General features: G+C 63.0%; 21 protein-coding genes. 9 read left to right on the forward strand and 12 right to left on the reverse strand.

Annotated elements, in window-relative coordinates:
* Positions 1-30: 30 nt before the first annotated feature.
* Positions 31-798 carry an AraC family transcriptional regulator gene (locus LPA36_RS10625; protein ID WP_228876199.1) on the forward strand — a complete coding sequence of 256 codons (768 nt, stop codon included), beginning with the start codon at positions 31-33 and terminating at the stop codon, positions 796-798.
* A gap of 11 nt (positions 799-809) precedes the next feature.
* Positions 810-1,145, forward strand: coding sequence for a hypothetical protein (locus LPA36_RS10630; protein ID WP_228876200.1), 336 nt, complete (start codon positions 810-812; stop codon positions 1,143-1,145).
* Positions 1,146-1,245: 100 nt separating this feature from the next.
* Here LPA36_RS10630 and LPA36_RS10635 read toward each other — a convergent pair whose 3' ends face one another.
* The 3 genes from LPA36_RS10635 to LPA36_RS10645 form a co-directional block, all read right to left on the reverse strand.
* The gene (locus LPA36_RS10635) at positions 1,246-1,506 is read right to left on the reverse strand and encodes a hypothetical protein (RefSeq protein WP_228876201.1); all 261 of its coding nucleotides are present in this window, start codon (positions 1,504-1,506) and stop codon (positions 1,246-1,248) included.
* Positions 1,507-1,707: 201 nt separating this feature from the next.
* Positions 1,708-2,037, reverse strand: coding sequence for a hypothetical protein (locus LPA36_RS10640; protein WP_228876202.1), 330 nt, complete (start codon positions 2,035-2,037; stop codon positions 1,708-1,710).
* A gap of 223 nt (positions 2,038-2,260) precedes the next feature.
* A complete protein-coding gene (locus LPA36_RS10645) occupies positions 2,261-4,153 on the reverse strand; it encodes a bifunctional sugar phosphate isomerase/epimerase/4-hydroxyphenylpyruvate dioxygenase family protein (protein ID WP_228876203.1) in 1,893 nt (630 codons plus the stop codon).
* Positions 4,154-4,431: 278 nt separating this feature from the next.
* Between LPA36_RS10645 and LPA36_RS10650 the strand changes: the two genes are divergently transcribed.
* Complete coding sequence (locus LPA36_RS10650; RefSeq protein ID WP_228876205.1) at positions 4,432-5,286, forward strand: shikimate dehydrogenase; 855 nt, start codon at positions 4,432-4,434, stop codon at positions 5,284-5,286.
* Positions 5,287-5,310: 24 nt separating this feature from the next.
* On the opposite strand, the gene LPA36_RS10655 is transcribed toward LPA36_RS10650, so the two are convergent.
* The 5 genes from LPA36_RS10655 to LPA36_RS10675 all read right to left on the reverse strand — a co-directional run bounded on the left by LPA36_RS10655 (position 5,311) and on the right by LPA36_RS10675 (position 10,271).
* A complete protein-coding gene (locus LPA36_RS10655) occupies positions 5,311-6,552 on the reverse strand; it encodes an esterase/lipase family protein (protein WP_228876207.1) in 1,242 nt (413 codons plus the stop codon).
* A 249-nt stretch (positions 6,553-6,801) separates the two neighbouring features.
* Positions 6,802-7,482 carry a TetR/AcrR family transcriptional regulator gene (locus LPA36_RS10660; protein ID WP_228876209.1) on the reverse strand — a complete coding sequence of 227 codons (681 nt, stop codon included), beginning with the start codon at positions 7,480-7,482 and terminating at the stop codon, positions 6,802-6,804.
* A gap of 110 nt (positions 7,483-7,592) precedes the next feature.
* Complete coding sequence (locus LPA36_RS10665) at positions 7,593-8,870, reverse strand: NAD(P)/FAD-dependent oxidoreductase (RefSeq protein WP_228876543.1); 1,278 nt, start codon at positions 8,868-8,870, stop codon at positions 7,593-7,595.
* Positions 8,871-8,922: 52 nt separating this feature from the next.
* The gene (locus LPA36_RS10670) at positions 8,923-9,702 is read right to left on the reverse strand and encodes an anti-sigma factor (RefSeq protein ID WP_228876210.1); all 780 of its coding nucleotides are present in this window, start codon (positions 9,700-9,702) and stop codon (positions 8,923-8,925) included.
* Positions 9,702-10,271: an RNA polymerase sigma factor gene (locus LPA36_RS10675; protein WP_228876211.1), complete on the reverse strand. Its 570-nt coding sequence runs from the start codon at positions 10,269-10,271 to the stop codon at positions 9,702-9,704. Before LPA36_RS10675 ends, LPA36_RS10670 begins: the two co-directional genes overlap by 1 nt.
* Positions 10,272-10,554: 283 nt before the next feature.
* Between LPA36_RS10675 and LPA36_RS10680 the strand changes: the two genes are divergently transcribed.
* On the forward strand, positions 10,555-11,487 hold the full coding sequence (locus tag LPA36_RS10680; protein WP_228876213.1) for a LysR family transcriptional regulator: 933 nt from the start codon (positions 10,555-10,557) through the stop codon (positions 11,485-11,487).
* Here LPA36_RS10680 and LPA36_RS10685 read toward each other — a convergent pair.
* Positions 11,454-12,542 (reverse strand): LacI family DNA-binding transcriptional regulator, encoded by a 1,089-nt coding sequence (locus tag LPA36_RS10685; RefSeq protein WP_228876214.1) that lies wholly within the window; start codon positions 12,540-12,542, stop codon positions 11,454-11,456. The genes LPA36_RS10680 and LPA36_RS10685 overlap by 34 nt on opposite strands.
* Before the next feature lie 196 nt (positions 12,543-12,738).
* Between LPA36_RS10685 and LPA36_RS10690 the strand changes: the two genes are divergently transcribed.
* The 5 genes from LPA36_RS10690 (at position 12,739) to LPA36_RS10710 (ending at position 19,051) form a co-directional block, all read left to right on the forward strand.
* A complete protein-coding gene (locus tag LPA36_RS10690) occupies positions 12,739-13,902 on the forward strand; it encodes an ABC transporter ATP-binding protein (RefSeq protein ID WP_228876215.1) in 1,164 nt (387 codons plus the stop codon).
* A 9-nt stretch (positions 13,903-13,911) separates the two neighbouring features.
* The gene (locus LPA36_RS10695; protein ID WP_228876216.1) at positions 13,912-15,873 is read left to right on the forward strand and encodes a beta-galactosidase; all 1,962 of its coding nucleotides are present in this window, start codon (positions 13,912-13,914) and stop codon (positions 15,871-15,873) included.
* Between the two features lie 27 nt (positions 15,874-15,900).
* A complete protein-coding gene (locus LPA36_RS10700; protein ID WP_228876219.1) occupies positions 15,901-17,163 on the forward strand; it encodes an ABC transporter substrate-binding protein in 1,263 nt (420 codons plus the stop codon).
* 89 nt (positions 17,164-17,252) lie between these two features.
* Complete coding sequence (locus LPA36_RS10705) at positions 17,253-18,188, forward strand: carbohydrate ABC transporter permease (RefSeq protein ID WP_228876220.1); 936 nt, start codon at positions 17,253-17,255, stop codon at positions 18,186-18,188.
* Between the two features lie 11 nt (positions 18,189-18,199).
* Positions 18,200-19,051, forward strand: coding sequence for a carbohydrate ABC transporter permease (locus LPA36_RS10710; RefSeq protein ID WP_228876221.1), 852 nt, complete (start codon positions 18,200-18,202; stop codon positions 19,049-19,051).
* 34 nt (positions 19,052-19,085) lie between these two features.
* Here LPA36_RS10710 and LPA36_RS10715 read toward each other — a convergent pair whose 3' ends face one another.
* From LPA36_RS10715 to LPA36_RS10725, 3 genes are read right to left on the reverse strand one after another with little or no spacing between them, the layout of a single operon-like run.
* Positions 19,086-20,306, reverse strand: coding sequence for an ROK family transcriptional regulator (locus LPA36_RS10715; protein ID WP_228876222.1), 1,221 nt, complete (start codon positions 20,304-20,306; stop codon positions 19,086-19,088).
* 28 nt (positions 20,307-20,334) lie between these two features.
* Entirely contained in the window at positions 20,335-21,132 is a 798-nt protein-coding gene (locus LPA36_RS10720) for an ATP-binding cassette domain-containing protein (protein ID WP_228876224.1), read from the reverse strand.
* An 18-nt stretch (positions 21,133-21,150) separates the two neighbouring features.
* Positions 21,151-22,128 (reverse strand): ABC transporter permease, encoded by a 978-nt coding sequence (locus LPA36_RS10725; RefSeq protein ID WP_228876226.1) that lies wholly within the window; start codon positions 22,126-22,128, stop codon positions 21,151-21,153.
* Positions 22,129-22,170 lie beyond the last annotated feature (42 nt).

Consider the following 22,170-nt stretch of genomic DNA (forward strand, 5'->3'; position numbering starts at 1 on the left):
TCACACCGTTACCGACCTCGGGGACCTACGATGAACACGCTGGCCGCAACGCTCGAGCCGGCCGCCGCGACGCTGGCTGGCATGCTTGCGCATTTCACGCTGCTGGAGCCGGTGTTCGACGCGATGCCGGACGTCGTCTTCTTCATCAAGGATACGGAGGCGCGTTACGTGCTCGTGAACCGCACGCTCGCGTCGCGTTGCGGTTTCAAGGAGAAGGCGGGGCTTCTCGGCAGAACCGCCGAAGACGTGTTTCCACGACGCTTCGGCCGCATCTATACCGCGCAGGACAAGGCGATCGTCAGCATCGGCAGCCAGATGCTCGACCAGCTCGAACTGCATCTGTATCCCGGGCGGCAGCCGGGCTGGTGTCTGACGTGCAAGCAGCCGCTGCGCGATCCTCAGGGTCACGTCGTGGGCCTCGCCGGCATTTCACGCGATCTCAGGGCCGACGAGAGCAGCCACCCTGCCTACAGCAAGCTGGCAGCTGCCGTGCAGTACATCCAGGACAACTATGTACAGCCGCTCAACCTCAAACAACTGGCGGAGATGGCGGACATGTCGGTGGCCCAGCTCGAACGCTATTTTCACAAGGTCTTTCACCTGACGCCGCGCCAGGTCCTGCTGAAAACGCGCCTCGACGCCGCGACCGCGCTGCTCGTCACCACCGACAAGGTCACCGATGTCGCCGCGCTCTGCGGCTACACCGATCACAGCGCATTCACGCGGCAGTTCAAGGCGACGGTCGGCATCACGCCGACCGAATACCGGATGATGCTGCACGGCTCCGCGCGCGGCTGAAGCAGGGGCACATGGCGCGTCTGAAGAAGACTTACCACTACTATGTCTACGTCGTCGAACTCGACGAGACGGTGTGGAACGAAGCGCGTTTTCGTCGCGCGAATCCCGACTATCGTTTCGATAAACCCTGTGTCTATGTCGGGATGACCGGGCTCGATCCGGACGTGCGTTTCGACAGGCACAAAGCCGGCATCCAGTCGAACCGCTATGTGCGCGACTATGGCCTGCGGCTGCTGCCGCATCTGTATGAAGTGTTCAACCCGATGCCGTACGACGGCGCGGCTGACATGGAAGTGGAACTGGGAATCGGACTGCGCGAGTCGGGATATGCGGTGTGGCAGGCCTGACGGCCCTGCCCACACCTGAGGCGCTGACGTAGACGATCAGCGTTTGAAACCGGTCCAGCCATCTGCCTGCGCGTTTGCGGTAGAGACGAGTTGCAAATGCTTATTTAACGCCGAGGCCGCGCAGAATCGCGTTGCCTTCCTGCGTGAGACGGATTCGCGGCGTGCTCGCGTCCGACGACGCGACCTGCTCCACGAGGCCGGCTTCCTGCAATCCGGGAATTTCGGGCTTGGCCATGGCATCGACCGGCGCGTGCAGCAGGAGCAGCAGCGTCGCGAGTTCGTGATGGCTCAGCAACCGGCGCAGCATCGTCGGCCGCTTCGGGGCGGCGGCTTCACCGGGATTCGGGTTGTGATCGTTCATTGGGCGCACCTTGTCTACGTTGGCGTCCCGTGGATGCTACGGAGCGATTCTTAAAGGATTATTAAGGTGGCGCGCGCCGCATCGGGCGAGGTGAACCGGCCCGCATTACGTGGGTTTACGCGCCACCCGTGATGTAGCGATCGGTACCGCCGCCCGCACCCGGCGCCGCGCAGGCGGCGTGGGTACGCGAGCGCTGCCGCATCAGGGTGCGCAGGTCTTGCTGGCGCTTTCGAGCCACAGGTTGTCGACGTGGCGCTGGCCCGCGTAGAAGCGGTATTGCGTCGCGCCATTGTCGGCGCGCACCTTCACGATGTTCGAATCGCCGAAGTCCAGCATCGAGCCTTGCGGAATCGACGTCGTCTTGAACGGGGCGTTGTGCTTCTGGGCCTGTTCGGTCAGGCAGTTGACCACGTCGCTCACGGAGCGTTGGGTCGGGTGATCGGCGACCGGATCGCCGGCGTCGGGATTCTGGAACTGCGCGCAGGCAGCGAGAAAAAGAGGGATCGAAAGGGTTGCGACAAATTTCTTCATAACTCTCCTGGCCTTTTCAGTCCGCGCGGGCTGTGTTCGTGGCGCCAGGATGGCGCCGTCAGGCCGCATTTCAGCGTGAACACGGGCAGGCGCGAGGGTGCGGATTAACCGCCATTATATCGGGACGGTCCCAGGCGGCCCGCGCGCGGGCGTCCGGAGGCCATTCCAGGACGGCTCGCGGTTGCTTCAGATCAGGCAGAACGGATGTATTGGCGCCGTCGTGCTATTTCTTCTGCTGCGCCTGCGCGGCGAGCCTGACGGCCGCATTGACCGCGCCGTATCCGTCGTAGCCGCCGCGCCGCTCGACGATTTCAAGGAAGAACCGCTGGTCCAGCTGTTCCGTGTACGCGTGGAAGAATTCGCCGCCGCCTTCGTCCCGGTCATACAGGATGTTGCGCGCCCGCATCGCGTCGAGCAGATCGTCGTCGAGGCCGTAGCGCGCGGCGAGGTCGTCGTAATAATTGCGCGGGATGCGCAGCAGCGGCAGGCCGTCCGCGATGAATTCGGGCAGGGCGCTGAAGATATCGGCGGTGCCGAACGCGACGTGGTTCAGGCCCGACCCGCGATACATCGAAAGCGATTCGGACACCGCCGTGTGCCGGTCCACGGAAGCGTTGAGCGCGATGCGCACCGAGCCGTCGCGACTGCGCACCGCGCGGCTGCGCACGAGGCCATACGGGTCGGGAACCAGCCAGTCGGCTTCTGCCTGAAAGCCGAACGCGGTCTTGAAGAACAGCACCCACGCGTTCAGCGAATCGGCCGGCAGCGACAGGCACACGTGATCGATGCCGGTCAGCGGCCCGACTTCGTTCGGGCCGTTCACGTCGGTCAGCACGAAATCGGCTTCGAAGAGCGTCGGCTCGTCGGGGGCTTCGTCGACGAAATAATTGAGGCTGCCGTCGGGCCCCTGCACCGCGGGCAGCACGCGTTCGTTCGGTCCGACGCGGCCCGAGAACGGTGCGTACCGGAAGCCCGCCGCACGCTGGAACGCGAGCTTCGCATCGTCGACACGAAACGCCGACGCGCACAGCGACAGCCCATGCTGATTGAAAAACGCACTCGCGAACGAGTCGGCCTCGGCGTTCAGCACGATCGATGCGGCGCCGTGCTGGTACAGCGTGACGTCCTTCGAGCGATGCTCGCCGGCGCGCCGGAAGCGCAGCCGCGTCAACCAGTCGACGAGCTGGTTGCGCGCGGTGTCGTCGACAGCGAATTCGAGGAACTGAAAGCCGACGTGCGCGGGCGTGGGCGGCGATTCGTACAGATGTTCGGTTGCTTCCTCCGGCTTGCCTTCGCGCTCGAGCGTAGCGCGCGTTTCTTCTTCGAGGAAGAGGAGCGAACGGTAGCCGTCGACAGCGGTAATCGCTGTGGGCGCCGCGCGAAAGCCATCGTTGAAGATTTCGAGCGACAGCGGGCCGTCGTAGCCGGTTTCGATCACGCGCGCCGTGAAGCTCGCCAGATCGAAGTCGCCCTGACCCGGAAAGCAGCGGTAATGACGGCTCCATTCGAGCACGTCCATCGCGAGTTTGGGCGCATCCGCGATCTGCACGAACGCGATGCGATCGCCCGGAATGGCCGCGATTTCGTCGACCGGATCGTTGATCGACAGCGTGTGAAAGCTGTCGAGCACGAGCCCGAGATTCGGATGATTGACCGCATCGACAAGCCGCCACGCGTGACGGTACGAATTCACGTGGCGTCCCCACGCGAGCGCCTCGTAACCCGCGATTACGCCGGCTTCCTGTGCCGCGCGCGCGAGCGTGCCGAGCTGGTCGACGATCAGGGCGTCGTCGCCGATCGTATCCGGCGACACGTTGCTGCACACGAGAATCCGGTCCGTCCCCAGCTCGTGCATCAGGTCGAACTTGCGTTTCACGCGGTCGAGATTGCGTGCGAGACGCTCGGCGCTTACCCCTTCGAAATCGCGAAACGGCTGGAACAGGACGATTTCCAGGCCCAGATCGCCCGCGATGCGCCGCACGTCGGCGGGCGAGCCGTCGAAATACAGCAGGTCGTTTTCGAAGATCTCGATGCCGTCGAAACCGGCCGCCTGGATGGCCGTCAGTTTCTCGACAAGTGTCCCGCTGATAGACACGGTGGCAATCGAACGCTTCATGTAAGACTCCTGCCTGACTGACGCTGAGAAATGGAACGCGCGAACGGCATGGCGGTGCGGCCGGCAGATCGCGGTCTCATGACACGGGGGCGTTCCCGTCAATACGTACCTGCAGCATACGCCGACGTGCACCTGCCCGATAATCCAGGATACACTATAAACGAACTAACTAGATCGTACAAATTCGTAAAAACCCGTGAGCACGCTGCCGGCCGTGACCGGCGCGCCGCTCGCACGCAACTGGGGGCCGCCGGCCCCGGATGAAGGCAGGAATGAAAATGAACGTGCAGACATCGCATCTTGTGGGCCTGATTGGTTCAGGCATCGACGGCTCGCTCAGCCCGGCCATGCACGAGCAGGAAGCGTGGCAACTCGGGCTGAACTACGTCTATCGTCGTATCGACCTGGCCGCGCTGAAGCTCGATGTCTCCGCGTTGCCGGACCTGCTCGTTGCGGCCGAGCGGATGGGTTACAACGGGCTGAACATCACGTACCCGTGCAAGCAGCACGTCATCGCGCTGCTCGACGAACTGTCCGACGATGCGCGCGCGCTCGGCGCAGTGAACACCGTGCTGCTCAAGGACGGCCGACGCATCGGGCATAACACCGACGGGTCGGGTTTCGCGCGCGCGTTCAAACGCGGCTTGCCGGATGTGTCGCTGGACAACGTGGTGCAACTGGGTGCGGGCGGCGCAGGCGCGGCGGTTGCGCACGCCGCGCTGACGATGGGCGCGCGTACGTTCACGGTGTTCGATGTCGAGCCGGCGCGGGCCGCTACGCTCGCCGACCATCTTCAGACGCGTTTTCCCGAGGCACTCGTGAAATCGGGCGGCTCCCTGCCGGACGCCATGGCGGGCGCAACCGGCCTGATTCACGCAACGCCTGTCGGCATGGCAAAGCTACCCGGCATGCCGCTGCCGGCGGAACTGCTGCATAGCGGCATGTGGGTTGCCGATGTCGTCTACTTCCCGATCCGCACGGCGCTGCTGCAGGCCGCCGAGGCCGCCGGATGCCGCACGCTGAGTGGCGGCGGCATGGCGGTGTATCAGGCAGTCGATGCGTTCCGGCTGTTTACCGGGCTCGAACCCGACGCGGAACGCATGTTCACGCACTTCCAGTCGCTGCTGAAATGACCGGCATGACCGATGTGACTGGCGTTACGCAGGCAACGCGTGGTTATAGCGCGCGATGTCCTCGTAAAACGCATTCAGTTCGTCGATCGTGACTTCGTGCAGCGGCATGACGATGTTGAAGTGGTCCTTGCCCATCAGGGTAGGGTGCACATACCAGACCCCTTTTTTCGGCTCGAACGGCTGGCCCGGTTCGACGAAGTCATGGGCGTGCCCGAGCGGGAATTGCGCCGACGGCACGCTCACAAGGCCATCGTTCGGGCGCCACGCCGCGTAGCCCCCGCCGAGGTCCTTCTTGTTGAGACCCACCGCTGCACCCGTCGGTTTCAGCATGGGGTTCATGTTGGGCGTCGGCACGCGAACGCCCTGCGGGCCGGGGAACGTGCCGTCGATCGCGTATGACGCGTAGTACACGTTCTCCGATGTCAGCGCCCACGCATTCTGGAAATGTGCCGCGACGGTGGAGAGATCGTAGATGCAGCCGTCATTGGTTTTCCAGATGTGGCTTTCGAGCACGCGCTGGATGTATGCCTCGTGGCCTTCTCCCTCCTCGCGCTGCAGGCCCCAGTGCTTCAGGTTGAAGTCATAGAGCGGTTCATTGCCAGCCACGCCCGCGAGTGCCGCCACGCTGTAAAAAACGTCCCTGAGAAAGGCCGGAAAGTTGAGGTAGTCGTCTGCCGTGAGCGCGCCGTTCTGCACGCCGGCCACCGACGTGAAGCTGTGCACCCAGCGCTTGCCGCCCTTGAAGAGATCCGAGGTGGGTGCTTCGCGCGGGCCCGGTTCGAATGCCATTTCGTCGGGGTCGCCGTGTTCGAGCAGCTGGATCAGCGTGCGTCCGGTCGGGCCGCCCATGCTGTGGCCGATCATATGGATCTTGTGCGTTTCGCTCCATTCCGGAAGGATGCCTGGGTAGCTGCGCCCATAACGCTCATGCCCATAGCGCGCCGAGTGAACCGCACCGTAGTCGACCACGCCGCCGCGAATGAAGCAGTACAGTTCGCAGGCGCGGTCCCAGTTGCTCGACAACGGTCCCATCGATGCTGTGAACGTCTCGTAACCCTTGCTCTTCAGATACGCCTGGATGTCGCCTTTGGCGCCGCCCCAGTAGCGGAAAAGCTGCCCGAACAGCTCGTCGCGGCCCCAGCCGGCCATGCCGTGAACGAGCACGGTCGGATAGCGGTTGTGTGCCGGTGGATTTCTGGGCGCGTGCGATGTTGCGTGCGAAGCGGGTTGTGCGGGTGACGTGACGGCGTGTCGGGTACTCGGCATCTTCGGAATCTCGTCGTAGAGTGATTGAAAGGATTGCGGCGGCGGGTTCAGCGAACGACACTGTCCCGCGCGCACCGAAGCGCAGTCAAAGCCAATACGGCAAGAGGCTGACAATAATCAGGATCGCGAAATATTTGACAGATTTTTTAGTAATTGTCTGAACTATTGCGACGCTGGTTACTTCAGGTGAGGCGGGTGGAATAGAGGCTGTATCAAGACGAACGCGGCGCATCCCGCGCTGCCCGCCTGTCAGTCCTCGCGCTTGACGAAACGCTGCACGGCATCGACCACCATCGCGCGATGGCGCCCTCGCAGGCGCGGGTGCGACGGGTCGCGCCCAAACGCGGCGCCGAACGTATGACGGTTCGCGACCCGATGAAAGCACAGCGAGCTGATCATCAGGTACAGGTCGAACGCATCGATATCGTCGCGGAACTGGCCGGCGGCCACGCCGCGTGCGAGGAGATCTTCGATCGTTCGCAGCACGCTTGCATTGCGCTGCTTGAACGTCTTCAGCTGCTCGATGTATTTCGCGTCGTGAATGTTCTCGATATTGACGAGACGAACGAAGTCGCGATGTTTGTCGTGATAGTCGAACGTGAATTCGACGAGCGTCAGCAGGCCGCTGCGCGGATCCAGTTCGCCGATGTTCAGATCCTGCTCGTGCGTGCGGATATCGCCGTATACCTTGTCGAGCACAGCCTCGTACAACCCTTCCTTGCTGCCGAAGTAGTAGTACAGCATGCGCTTCGTGGTGTTCGTACGTTCGGCGATCGCGTCGACCCGGGCGCCGCTGAGACCCATCGCGGAAAATTCCTCGGTTGCGACTTCGAGGATGTTCCGTTTGGTCTGTTCGGGATCGTACTTGCGCCGGGCTTCAGACGGGATGCCGATATTGTCGGGCTCGGCTGCCTTGATTCCCTTTTTCATTTTGCATATCAGCGGCGATGACGGCGCATTCTAGCACGTCGAAAAGCCCCGTCCGACGCGGGTTTGCGGCATTTCGCAGCGGGGCTTTCAAGGCGCGCGCGCACGTGCTGCTAGCGCGGCGGCCGGTTGCGCGCGGCGAGTGCATCACGTGTTTGCATCGTCGTGTACGTGAGTTGCGCGGCAGCGAGACCGAGCGCGCCGAACGTGCGCGTGAGACCGAAATTGCCGAACGCTTCGGGCACCGGACGCTCGCCCGAAATCGCCGCCGCGAGCAGTTCGCCTGAAACGGTTGTCGGCGCCATGCCGTGTCCGCCGAAGCCGACCGCGTACCAGACGCCGTCGGCGCTCTGGCCGATCTGCGGCATCTTGTGCCGCGCGTAGCTCATCAAGCCGCCCCACGCATGATCGACGCGCACGTCGTGCAGTTGCGGATACACCTTCAGCAGATCGCGGCGCAGCAGGCGGGCGATCGCTTCCGGCTCGCGATCGCGTATCGAGATGCGGCCGCCCCACAGAATCCGCGTGTCGGGCAGCGGGCGGTAATAGTCGAAAGCGAAGCGCGTGTCGTATACCGCTGACGCACAGTCGATCGCCTCTTTCAGGCGCGCGCCGAGCGGCTCGGTTGCCATCACGTAGGTCGCCACCGGCAACACCGCGCGCTCGACCCGGCGATAGACGTTGCGCGCGTAACCGCCGCCTGCCATCACGACGTGCTGCGCATCGATCGCGCCTTCAGCGGTTTTGACGAGAAAGCCGTTTCCCTCACGCTCGAGGCTTACAACCGGCGAGTGCTCGTAAAGATCGGCGCCGGCTGCGACCGCGGCGCGCGCCACGCCGAGCACGTACTTCAGCGGATGAAAATGAAATGCGTTGTGTTCGAGCAGGCCGCCGTGATAGCGGCGTGACTTCAGTCTGTCAGCGAGTTCTGCTTCGGTAAGCGGCGTCCAGTCGACGCCGAACGCGTCCTTCATCAGACGTCGCTGCGTGTCGAGCCGCGCGGGTTCGTCGAACCAGTTCGCAAGAATCACGCCGGCGTGCGTCGCGTCGCAGTCGATGTGATAACGCTGGATGCGCGCGCGCATCAGGTCGACGGCGTCGGTGGTGAGCGTATAGAGCTCGCGCGCGCGTTGGGCCCCGAGCGCCTTCAGCAGGTCCGCGCAGTCGAGGCTGTAGCCGCCGAACACGAACCCGCCGTTACGGCCCGACGCGCCGAAGCCCATCTGCTTCGCTTCGAGCACGATGACATCGCGGACACTGCGCTCGACGAGCCCAAGCGCCGTCGAAAGCCCGGCGAGCCCACCGCCGACGATACACACCTGCGCGCTGCGCCGGCCTGTGAGCCGCGCGTGTTCGGGACGGGTGACGGTTGCTTCGTAGAAACTTTGCATAAGCATTTACGCGCCCGGTGCCGCAGCAGGACCCCGGACGCTCAACAGGGTTTCAGGACACCGGCAGCAGCTTGCCGCTGAACACGACCGGCCCGGTCGGGCCATTGGGGTTCGGCGAGCCGCCCACCGGTTCGATCGACACAGCCAGTGCCGGATAGTGCTGCGGTTTTTGCTGGCCGGTCGGCAGTGTGGCGTCGCCATGATCCGGCATCACGCCAAGCGAGACCGGATGACCACTCGCCGGCAGGCCCCACAACTGCAGCGTCTTGCCTGCCGGCGGGGCGGCGTCGGTCAGCCGGTGCAGCCTGACGGCCGCGTGTGCCGAATCCCACGAAATCAGGATCACCGCGTCTGATTTTTTGTCACTCAGCACGGCGACGTGTGTGATGGCGAGCGCCGGCTGCCCGGCAACCTGCGGTGCCTCGACGGGTTGCGTCGGTCCGTGCGGCAGGAGGCCGCGCACGGCCAGCACCAGCGCGACTGCCGCGAGCGCCGTAATACCGATCGCCCAGCCGCGCCAGAACGCGAGGTTCTCGAACCACGTGCGCGGTTCTGGCCGCGCGGCTTGTGTCGTGCGCGCTTCGAGCTGGCGGCGTGCGGCAAAACCCAGCTGTTCCTCGATTGCCTGCCAGACCCGCGCCGGCGGCATGCGCGCCGGCGCGAGTTCCGTCATTGGCGCGAGGCGGCTCTCCCAGTCGTTTACCGCGCGGCGGATCACGGGGTCATGTTCGGCGTAACGCTGCAAACGACGGCGTGCGCCACCGCGCAGCGTGCCGACGACATATTCCGCCGCCAGCATGTCGACTGTTTCGGGATGTCGATGCAGATCCATCAAAGGCCCCCGATGCAGGATTTGAGCTTCTGCAGCCCACGGCGGATCCACGATTTGACGGTGCCAAGCGGCACGGTCAGCACCTGGGCGATCTCGCTATGGCTCTGGTCGCGCAGGTAAGCAAGCGCGACGGCCTGACGTTGCACCGGTTCCAGGGTTTCCATGCACCGCGCGAGTTGACGGGCTTCGGCGCTCATCGACGAAAGTTCTTCCGGATTCGGGTCACCCGATGCCACGAGATCGTCCAGTGCATCGCTCCATTCGGTCTCCATCGCGTGGGTCCGCCTCAGATGGTCGAGCGCACGGTTTCGCACAATGGCGGACATCCACGTCATCGGGGCTGACAGGGCGCGGCGGTAGTCGCCCGCGTAGCGCCAGATATTGACGAAGCTGTCCTGCAGCACTTCTTCGGCCCACTCGGGCCTGCTCAATATACGGAGCGCGAGGCCAAACAGTTTCGGCGAAGCGGCGTCATATAGCTCGCGCAGCGCCGAAGCATCTTCTCCGGCGACACGCTCAAGCAACGCGACGAGGGCTTCCGGCGCCAGTTCGGGTGTGTTGGCTGTCATGGAGAAGGGAGTGAGGGCATGCGCGGCTATGTTACGCAAGTTTCCCGGGCCGGCCTACATGGGGTTGACGCGGGGCTGGGGCCGGATGGGCAGGCTTCACGCCGGTCAGGGTTTTTCCCCGGCGCATAAGGTCAGCCGAATCGCGGAGGCGGGAATCGTGGTTTGACCGCGGGTTTGACCACATTACGCCTGCATTTTCAAAGGTGACGTTGCAAAGGCCATTGCCAGATGTCGGTCGCGGTATAGTCATTGTTTCCATACTGCGATCACTTTTGCGACTCACATGAAAAACACGCTGCAGGTGCTGATGTCGAGGCTGCGCATGAAGCAGCTTCAGCTGCTCATCGCGCTCGATGACCACAAGTCGCTGCACAAGGCGGCGAGTGCGATGTCGATGACGCAGTCGGCGGCGAGCAAAGCCTTGCACGAACTGGAGTCGATGCTCGAAGCACCGCTCTTCGAGCGTGCGAAAAGCGGTCTGATCGTGAACCAGTTCGGTCACTGCGTGATCCGCTATGCACGGCTCGTCGCGACGGATCTGACCGCGCTGTGCGACGACATGGCCGAGATCCGCTCGGGACGGGGCGGCCGGCTCGCGATCGGTTCGATCATGGGCGCGATTCCCGATGTCGTCGCGCCTGTTCTGGACGAGCTGCACGCGAGCCTGCCGAATCTGTCCGTGGAAATCGTCGAGGATACGAGCGCGCGCATGCTGATGCTGCTCGACGATGGCCGGCTCGATCTCGTTATCGGCCGTTCCACCGTGAGCGATGAGCCTTCGCGCTATCACTATCAATCGCTCGGCGACGAACCGCTTTCGGTCGTGGTTGGCTACGATCATCCGCGCGTTGCAAAGGAGATCGGCCTGCAGGCGCTGGCTGGCTACCGCTGGATCACGTATCCGGGCCACATGCCGTTGCATGCGTTGCTGGAGCGCGAACTGGACCTCGCTGGAATCAGCATGCCCGCGAATCCGATATCGACGGCATCGACGTTCGTGACCGTCACGTTGCTTCAGCAAAGCACCGATCTGGTTGCGCTGCTGCCCACCGATATCGCCGAACGCTTCGCGCGTCAAAAAATGGTGCGCATTCTGCCGGTTGCGTTGAAATCGCCTTCGCCGACGTTTGGCATCGTCACGCGTAAAGGCGGCGTGCTTTCGTCGCCCGCGCAGCAGTTCATTCAGCGTTTGCGCAAGCTCGAACGCGTGCGTTGATCCCGCGTGCGGGGCGGCGCGGTAGAGGCGCGCGGCACCATCACCGGTGCCGACGTGACCCGCATCGGCGTGCCCGGGTTGCCGCGTGACGCGCGCGGCGCACGGTCGATCAGTTCGCGCAACAGGTCGACCGCCATGCGTGCGGCTTCTTCCGTCGGCACGGCGACAGTCGAGAGCGCGGGGCGCGATTCGCGCGCAAGCTGAATATCGGTGATGCCGACCACGGAAAGGTCGTCGGGCACTGAGAGGCCCATGTCGGCCGCTGCGTGCATTGCGCCCAGCGCGGGCAGATCGTTTGTGGCGTACAGCGCAGTGACATCGGGATGTGCCTTGAGCAGGCGCCGCGCCGCATCATATCCGCCGCGTATCGTGTCCGACTCGCAGATGAATTCCGCCACGATTTGAGCGTCATCTGCAGCGCTGAAGCGTTCGACGAAACCATCACGGCGTGCGCCATGAATGCCAAATGGCGCGCCGTCGTCGTGCGTGCTCCGGCTGCCCACGAGCGCGCCCACACGCGTGTGTCCGAGGTCGAGCAGATGTTGCGCTGCGAGTGCGCCAGCGAGCCTGAAATCGACGGCCACGCAGGGCAACCCGGGCGGATCGTCGGGACGTTCCCACATGCACAGCACGACGGGTGTGCCGCGTTCGGCGGTGGCGCGCAGGTCGTCGAACACAAGCTCGGCGTTGGTCACCAGTACGCCTTCCGAAAGCGTGCCGGCGATCTGTTCGAGGTACGCGCGGCCCGTCTCCTGATCGTCGTTTGTGTTGCAGACAATCAGAAAGTGGCCGCTCGTGCGCGCCGCGCGCTCCGCGGCAAGGGTAAATTCCGGGTAGAAGGGATTGGCGATGCTCGATACCATCAGCGCGAACGTGGGGGCGCGGCCTTCCGCCAGCGCGCGCGCCGCGAGGTGAGGGCGATAGCCGAGTTCCTTGACCGCATGCAATACGCGTTCACGTGTCGCGGCGCCCACGCGTCCGCGGTTGCGCAATACATTGGAGACCGTCGCGGGCGTGACGCCCGCGCGTGCGGCAACTTCATTCAGCGTAGTCATCGACGTTGACGCTCTAGCATGTGGGATGGCATCCTGACATTTGCAACAACGGCAGGGAACGCGATAGAGTCGTTGAAACAGAACATACCGGAGACAGCGCAAGATCAGGCGATTGGATACCAATCGTCTTTTTCTCTGCCGCTTGATTAAGCGCTTAACCTCCTGTTGTGACGCATTAGAACATGGAGGCAAGGCAATGGCCAGCATCTCGTTGAAAGCAGTGCACAAAGCGTACGGCGACCACGCGCCGGTGATTCGCGGCGTGGACCTGGAGATTGGCGAAAACGAATTCTGCGTGTTCCTCGGGCCATCGGGCTGCGGCAAGTCGACATTGCTGCGCATGATCGCCGGCCTGGAAGACGTGACCGATGGCGATCTGTACATCGGCGGAAGGATCATGAACGAGGTGCCCGCTGCGGAACGCGGCGTCGCGATGGTGTTCCAGAGCTATGCGCTGTTTCCGCACATGAGCGTCTACGAGAACATGGCGTTTGGCCTCAAGCTCGCGAAAAAGCCGAAAGACGAAATCGACCGCAGGGTGAAGGAAGCCGCGCGTGTGCTGCAACTCGAAGCGCTACTCGATCGAAAGCCGCGCGCGCTTTCCGGTGGCCAGCGTCAGCGTGTTGCGATTGGCCGCGCCATCGTGCGTGAACCGGGTGTCTTTCTCTTCGACGAGCCGCTGTCGAATCTCGACGCGACGCTGCGCGGCCAGACACGTATCGAGATCGCGCGCCTGCACAAGCAGTTCGCAAAGGCGAGCGTGGTGTATGTGACGCACGACCAGATCGAAGCGATGACGCTGGCGGACCGCATCGTGCTGCTGCATGCGGGCAAGGACACGGAGCGCTACGGCAGCATCGCGCAGGTCGGCACGCCGCTCGAGTTGTATCACCGGCCAAAGAGCCGTTTTGTAGCGGGCTTCATCGGCTCCCCGCGCATGAATTTTCTGCCGGCGACGGTTGCGTCGATCAACGCCCAATCCGTACAGATCACGCTTGCGCACACGGGCGAATCGCTCGATGTGCCTGTCGTGGCGGACACGCTGACGGTCGGGCAGGCCGTCACGCTCGGCATCCGTCCCGAGCATCTCGAAGTGAACACCGTTGCGGGCGCAACTTCGCAAACCATTCAACGCAGTGTCACGCTGATCGAACAGCTCGGCGAGCACAGCTATCTGCATCTCGATCAAACCGGCACCGATGCGCTGATTGCCAAGGCGCCGGGCGACATCAAGGCGCGCGCGGGTGAGCGTCTGACGCTCAACGTGCCCGCTCTCTCGTGTCATCTCTTCACTGAGGACGGCTTCGCACTGCCGCATCGTGCGCCCGCCTCGAATCATCCCATTACTCAGGTTGCGTAGGAGCGCCGCATGCATCTAGGAGTCTGCTATTACCCGGAACACTGGTCGTCCGACATGTGGAGCGACGACGCCCTGCGCATGAAGGCGCTTGGCATCGAGCGCGTGCGCATCGGCGAATTCGCGTGGAGCCGCATCGAGCCGGAACCCGGCGTGTATCAATGGGACTGGCTCGATCAGGCGATCGACGTGCTCGGCTCGGCTGGCCTCAAGGTCGTCATGTGTACGCCGACTGCCACGCCGCCGAAGTGGCTGATCGACCAGCATCCCGACATTCTCGCGATCGGCGCGGATGGCCGTCCGCGTGCGTTCGGCTCGCGACGTCACTACGATTTTTCGTCGCCCTCGTATTTCGAGGCGTCGCGACGCATCTGCGAAGCGGTGGCGCGCCGTTACGGTTCGCACCCGGCTGTCGCGTTCTGGCAGACCGATAACGAATACGGTTGCCATCACACGGTGGTCAGCTATTCGCCGGCCGCGGCGAAGCGCTTTCGCAGCTGGCTCGCACAGCGCTACGGCACGGTTGATGCACTGAACAAGGCGTGGGGCACGGTGTTCTGGAGCATGGAATATCGCAGCTTCGACGAAATCGATCCGCCAGTGGCAACGGTGACCGAAGCGCATCCGTCGCACCGGCTCGACTATCGCCGTTTCGCCTCGGATGAAGTGGTGCGTTTCAACCGCATGCAGACGGACATCCTGCGCGAGCATTCGCCGGGCCGACCGATCGCGCACAACTTCATGCAGCTCTTTACTGAGTTCGATCACTACAAGGTCGCGGCAGATCTCGACATTGCGACGTGGGACAGCTATCCGCTTGGCGCGCTCGAAGAGCAATGGTTCGCGCCGGACATCAAGGCACGCTACCTGCGTACGGGCCATCCGGATTTTGCGTCGTTCAATCACGATGTCTATCGCGGCATGTCGAAGCAGCCGTTCTGGGTGATGGAGCAGCAGCCGGGCCCGGTGAACTGGGCGCAGTGGAATCCCGCACCGCTGCCGGGCATGGTGCGCCTGTGGAGCTGGGAAGCGTTTGCGCACGGCGCGGGCTGTGTGTCGTATTTCCGCTGGCGTCAGGCGCCGTTCGCGCAGGAGCAGATGCACGCCGGGCTCAACACGCCCGACAACCGGCTCGATATGGGGGGCGAAGAGGCCGCACGCGTCGCAGAAGAAATCCGCAAAGTCGTGTCTGCCGATGGCGAACCGAAGGTGCGCGCGAAGGTTGCGCTGGTCTATGACTACGAGGCGAAGTGGCTGTTCGAGATTCATCCGCAGGCCGCGGATTTCCACTATCCGCGTTTTGCGTTCGAGTATTACTCGGCGCTTCGCTCGCTCGGTCTCGATGTCGACGTGATTCCGGCGGATGCTGCGTTTGACGGCTACAGCATGATCGTCGTGCCGCCGTTGCCGGTGGTTGCCGATGACTTCGGCGCGAGGCTCGCGGCAAGTGGCGCGCAGGTCGTCTTCGGGCCGCGTACGGGCTCCAAGACGCGCGATCTGCAGATTCCGGCTAACCTGCCGCCGGGCGCGCTCGCCGATGTGTTGCCGCTGCGCGTCTGGCGTGTCGATTCGATGCGCCCGAACGTCAATGAGCCGGTCACGAGCGACAACGCCGCGTTGCAGGGCGAGTCGCGTCACTGGCGCGATCTGCTCGAGGTGCCTGCGAACATGAACGTGCTCGCGCGTTTCGGCGACGGCCATCCGGCAGTTGTGCGACATGGCAAGCTGCATTACTGCGCAAGCCTCTTCGACGACGCGCTCACGCAGCACATCTTCGCGCAGGTCGCAGCGGCAGCAAAACTTGATGCGGCACCGCTTGCCGACACGATTCGCGTCAGCCGGCGCGGCGCGCTCAAGTACGTTTTCAACTACGGCGATACCGCTTACACGATCGACAACGTCCGGGCGGACGCTTTCGTGATCGGGTCGTCGTCGGTCGAACCGCAGGGCGTGGCGGTTTATCGCGCCGCATAACGTTCCATCACCCATCAGGAGACAGGTATGACAAGCACGAAAAGTGCGGTACGCAAGGGGCTGATCGGCATTGCGCTGGCTGCCGCCGGTTTGACGACCGTCGTTGGCAATATCGCGCAGGCCGGCACGCTCGCGGTCAACATCGCGTTCAAGGGCGCGAGCCAGCGGGCGGTGTGGCAATCGGCGATCGACGACTTCAGGAAGGCACATCCGGATGTCGACGTGAAGGTGTCGTTCATCGACGAAGAAGCGTACAAGGTTCAATTGCCGGGCTGGCTCTCGACAGTCGCCCCCGATGTGGTGAACTGGCATGACGGCGAACGGATGGCGTACTACGCACGTCGCGGTCTCCTGGAAGATCTCACCAATGACTGGAACAGGAACAACTGGAACAGCATGTACGCGTCGACGAAGGAAGCTTCGTCGTACAACGGCAAGCAGTACGCCGCGCCGACCGTGTACTACTCGTGGGGCATGTTCTATCGTAAAGACCTGTTCCAGAAGGCCGGTATCGCAGGCGAGCCGAAGACGTGGGATGAATTTCTCGACGCCTGCAAGAAGCTGAAGGCCGCCGGCATCACGCCGGTTGCTGTGGCCGGGCGCGATGCATGGACGCTCGCCGGCTGGTTCGACTACCTGGACCTGCGCATCAACGGCAACGCGTTCCACCAGAAGCTGATGGCGGGCGATGTGGCGTACACCGATCCGCGCGTGAAGAAGGTATACACGACGTGGAAGCAGCTGCTCGATGACAAGGTGTTTATCGACAACTCGCTTTCGTACGATCTGGACGCCGCGCAGCCGTTCCTGTTCCAGGGCAAGGCCGCGATGATGCTGATGGGCACGTTCATCACCGGTGGTTTCCCGCCTGACGTGAAGTCGAAGATGGGCTACTTCCAGTTCCCGATCATCGACGCGAAGGTGCCGACTGCCGAAGACGGTCCGGTCGAATCGCTGCATATTCCGGCGAAAGCGAAGAACAAGGCGGACGCGCATACGTTCCTCGCGTTCATGGAAACGCCGGATATCAGTTCGAAGCTCGCGCAGGGTCTGGGTTCGCTGCCGGCTAACAGCAAGTCGCCGGAACCGGAAGATCCGATCTCGAAGATTGGTTTCCAGATCCTGTCGAATACGAAGGGCGGCATTGCACAGTTCTACGATCGCGACATGACGAAGGAAATGGCCGACGAAGGCATGAAGGGCATGCAGCAGTTCGTGTCGGATCCGACCAAACTCGACGAGATCCTTGCGCAACTCGAACAGACCCGCAAGCGGATCTACAAGAAGTAAGCTGGGTAGCGAACGGTGCCGGCGTGTGCGACGCATTTTTCATGCACGCCGGCACCGCAAAATCGAAGACGCCGTAGAGGTAATCCGTCATGAAAACTGTCCAGACCCATCGGGTGGACGTCGATGTGCCGCGGGTCGTGACGCCGCGTCGCGCGAAACCGCGCCGCGCATCGCCGAGCGCAAGACAGCAGCGGCGCGCAGCGTTTATGTTTCTTGCGCCTGCCTGCATCATGGTGGCCATTTATGTCGTGTGGCCGATCATCTCGTCGCTGTCGCTCAGCCTCTACAACTGGGACGGCATGACGGAGAAGACGTTTGTCGGTCTCGCGAACTACGTCGAACTGTTTCATGCGCCGACGTTCTATACGGCGCTCAGGAACAACGTGCTGTGGCTCGTTCTCTTCATGCTTTCGCCGCCGATGGGCCTCGCGATCGCGCTGTACCTGAACCAGGCGGTGCGGGGCATTCGCTTCGTGAAGTCGCTGTTCTTTGCGCCGTTCGTGCTTTCGGGTGTAGTGGTTGGCCTGATCTTCAGCTGGTTCTATGACCCGACGTTCGGTTTGCTGAAAGTGATTCTCGGGCACGGCATGCCTGTGCTCGGCGATCCGCGTTACGTGACGTTCGGCATTATCTTCGCCGCGCTGTGGCCTCAGACAGCGTATTGCATGATTCTCTATCTCACGGGTCTCACGTCGCTAAACGCCGAGCAGCTCGAAGCCGCGCGCATGGAAGGCGCGAAAGGCTGGGCGATGCTGTGGCATGTGGTGCTGCCGCAACTGCGGCCCACGACGTTCATGGCGATCGTGGTCACCGTGATCGGTGCGCTACGCAGTTTCGACCTGATCGCGGTGATGAGCGGCGGCGGTCCGTTCGAAAGCTCGACGGTGCTCGCGTATTACATGTATGACCAGGCGATCAAGTATTACCGTCTCGGCTATTCAGCGGCAATCGCGGTGGTCCTGTTCGCGATCGTGCTCGTCTATATCGTCTTCCAGTTGCGCCGCATGGTGCGCGAAGAGCAGTAAAGGAGATCGCCATGTATCCGCTTCCCGTTGAAAAATGGAAACCGGCCAATCGGGTGCTTTACAAGATGTCGTTGCCCGTTGCGCTCATCATCTGGCTGTTGCCGATGATTGCCGTGCTCATCACATCGGTGCGCTCGACCGACGAACTCTCGCGAGGTAACTACTGGGGCTGGCCGGAACACATCACACTGCTCGCGAACTATCGCGAGGCGCTGACCGCTTCGCCGATGCTGCATTACTTCTGGAACAGCGTGCTGATTACCGTGCCCGCGGTGGCCGGTTCGATCGCGCTCGCTTCGATGGCCGGATTTGCGCTCGCCGTCTACCGCTTTCGCGGCAACATGTTGCTGTTCGGCACGTTCGTCGCGGGCAATTTCGTGCCGATCCAGATCCTCATGATTCCGGTGCGCGATCTGACTTTGCAACTGGGTTTGTTCAATACGGTCAGTTCGCTGATCCTCTTTCACATCGCGTTTCAGACAGGCTTTTGCGCGCTGTTCCTGCGTAACTTCATCAAGCAGTTACCATTCGAACTCGTGGAAGCAGCACGAATCGAAGGGGCCGGCGAGTGGACGGTGTTCTTCCGGATCGTGCTGCCGCTGATCCGTCCGGCGCTCGCGGCGCTCGGTATTCTCGTCTTTACGTTTGTCTGGAACGACTATTTCTGGGCGCTGTGCCTGACGCAGGGCGACGATGCTGCACCGATCACCGTCGGCGTGGCGGCGCTCAAGGGGCAGTGGACGACAGCATGGAATCTCGTGTCGGCAGGTTCGATCCTCGCGGCATTGCCTTCCGTGGCGATGTTCTTTGCCATGCAACGGCAGTTCGTCGCCGGGTTGACGTTTGGCGCGACGAAGGGCTGATATCCGCCGATCAACAACCGCGCAGGGAAGCCGGCTACAGGCCGACTTCCACCGCCGGCTTGAGAAAGAGTTCGTGCACCGGCGCGAAATGCCCGTATAGCGGCAGAATGGCGCCACCCATGGCGCGTGCATCGGCGCCGATTGCGCCTTCCAGCAATTGCGGGCGTACCATGCCCTCCCATTCGAAACGATCGAGCACGCGCTCCGTGCGGCGAATGATCTCGCGCAGCAGTTGCCGGTCGAGTTCGCCGTCGATCACCACGGCTTCGAGATCGAGCAACGCGGACGCATTCGTGAGCGCAGTCGCAATAGCGGGGCACGCCGTGTCGAGCCACTGCTCGGTCAGTCGCCACAGTTCGGGACTCAACGCGCGATGATCGTGCGCGGCCGCGTGCGGCACGCCCGCATCCACGAAGATCTTCTCGAGCACGAAGCCCGACGCGGCATGCAGAAGCTGACGTGCCGGTTTCGTGCCGGTGCGCGCGAGCGGAATCGAGCCGACCGCACCTGCGTTGCCGTGCGGTCCGCCATGCAGGCGGCCATCGATCACGAGGCCGCCGCCGATAAACGTCCCAACGAAGAGATACAGGAAATTGTGAATGCCACGCCCCTGGCCCATCACGAGTTCCGCCGCGCATGCAGCGGTCGTATCCTTGGCGAACTCGACGGGCAGTCCCGTCATCGTCTCGATGCGTGCACGGATGTCGATGTCGTTCCATGCTTCGAGCGCCTCGGGCGGCGCGCCCAGAAAATCGCGCCAGCCGCCGAGCCATAGCGGCGCCGCAACGCCCACCCCCACAACCTTCTTCGCGTTCGCTCCAAGCGCCGCGTTGGTGCGCGCGAGTCTCGCCTCGAGCGCGGGAAAGAGCATCGCCGGATCGGGATACGTGTATTCGAACACGTCGCGGCTGCAGACGTTGCCCACGAAATCCATCGCCAGCACGTCGAGGCTGCGCCGGCCGACCTTGATGCCGATCGTGAATGCGCCATCCGCGCGCAACGCGATCGGGACCGACGGCTGTCCGATGCGACCGCGCACACGCGGTTGTTTGGCGAGCAGGCCGTCTTCGATCAAACGATCGACGATCATCGATACCGTCTGCATCGACAGACGCGTGAGCCGACCTACATCGGCTTTCGGCAACGGACCGTGCAGCCGTATCGCCTGCAGCACGATCCGTTCGTTGAACTGCCGCATGCCGACCTGGTTCGAGCCGACCGGGCGCTTGAGCGGCGAACGCGGGGCGTTATCCATTTTCACGCGCCGCACGTAGAAGTCGACATCATGCGATCGCCTTGACGTCCGCTTCCTTCGCGCCCGTCATGATCGCGACGGCTTCCGACATATGGATGTCCGCGCGGTTCACGAGTGCGGCGCGCCGTCCAAGCCGCTGGATATGGATGCGATCCGCCACTTCGAACACGTGCGGCATGTTGTGGCTGATCAGGATGACCGGCAGACCACGGTCGCGCACGCGCCGGATCAGCTCGAGCACCATGTTGCCTTCCTTGACCCCGAGCGCCGCCGTCGGTTCATCGAGAATCACGACGTGCCGCGCAAATGCGGCGCTGCGCGCGACGGCGACGCCCTGGCGCTGTCCGCCGGACAGCGTTTCAACCGCCTGACGCATCGAACGAATGCCGATCTGCAGCCCTTTCATGTGGGCGGTCGCTTCTTCCAGCATGCGGCGCTTGTCGATCATCTTGAAGATCGAGCCGCGCCATCCGGGTTTGACGAGCTCGCGTGCGAGGAACAGGTTTTCGGCAATGCTCATCGCCGGCGCGACCGCGAGGTCCTGGTAGACCGTTTCGATGCCGTGCGCGCGCGCGTCGAGTGGGCTGCGAAACTTGACGGGCGTGCCGTCCAGCAGCAATTCGCCTTCGTCGGGTATGGTCGCGCCAGAAAGCGCCTTGATGAGCGATGACTTTCCGGCGCCGTTATCGCCGATGACGGCGAGAATCTCGCCGGGCAGCACTTCGAAATCGCAACCGTCGAGAGCGGTCACCGAGCCGTACCGCTTGATCAGTCCGCGCGCCTGAAGCACCGGCGTGAGGGAGGAAGCAGTTTGAGGGGTCGACATGGCAGGTTCCTTTTCGCGTTAGCGGCGATGTGACAGTTTGTCGGCAGCGACGGCGAGAATCACGAGGATCCCCGTTATCAGCACCTGATACACCGACGAGACGCCGATCAGCGTGAGGCCGTTACGAAACACGCCGACAATCAGTGCGCCCAGCAATGTCCCGACGATGGACCCGCGCCCGCCGAAAAGACTCGTTCCGCCGAGTACGACGGCCGTGATGCTGTCGAGGTTTTCCGTCTGTCCGGCTTGCGGATCGCCCACACCGGTACGCGACACCGCAAGCAGCGCAGCGATGCCGTAGAACACGCCAGCCAGCGAATACACCGTGATCAGGATGCGTTGCGATTTCAGCCCCATCAGGCGCGCGGCCTCCGCGTTATTGCCGAGCGCATAGAGATGCCGGCCCGGCACCGTATCGCGAAGCACGAACCACGTCGCCAGATACATCAGAAGGGTGAGCACGGTGCCGTAGGTGACTTCCGCCGGTCCGATGCTGAACGTGTTGCCAAAGAACATGATCGCGTTGGGCAGATTCGTCACGCTCTCCGCGTTCGAGTAGAGCTGCGTCAACGCGAACGCGATGTTCAACGTGCCGAGTGTCACGATGAAGGCGGGCAGTTTGATGCGCGTGATCAGCAGGCCATTGAGCAGGCCGAACAGCGCGCTCGCGGCAATGCCGCAGAAGATCGCAATGACAGGCGGCACGCCGAGCACGACGGCGAATTTGGTCATCACGATCGAGCCGAAGGCCATCAGCATCCCGCACGACAGGTCGATACCGCCGGTGAGCACGATCAACGTCTGGCCGATCGCGATGACGGCGACAACCATCGTCTGCTGAAGAATCAGCGAGAGATTCTGGAACGACAGGAAGCGACTGCTCTGCGAGATGAAGAACGCGCACGCGAGCAGCAGTGCAAGCAATGGGCCGATTTCAGCGAGAGAGGGCAGATGTTCGCCGAAACGGCGGGCACCGGGGGCCGATGGAGTAGACATGATGTGTTCCTCAATACGATCGCGTGACGGTTGGCACGCGCG

It is taken from the genome of Paraburkholderia saeva (genome assembly GCF_907164555.1).
In the GTDB taxonomy this organism is placed as follows: domain Bacteria; phylum Pseudomonadota; class Gammaproteobacteria; order Burkholderiales; family Burkholderiaceae; genus Paraburkholderia; species Paraburkholderia saeva.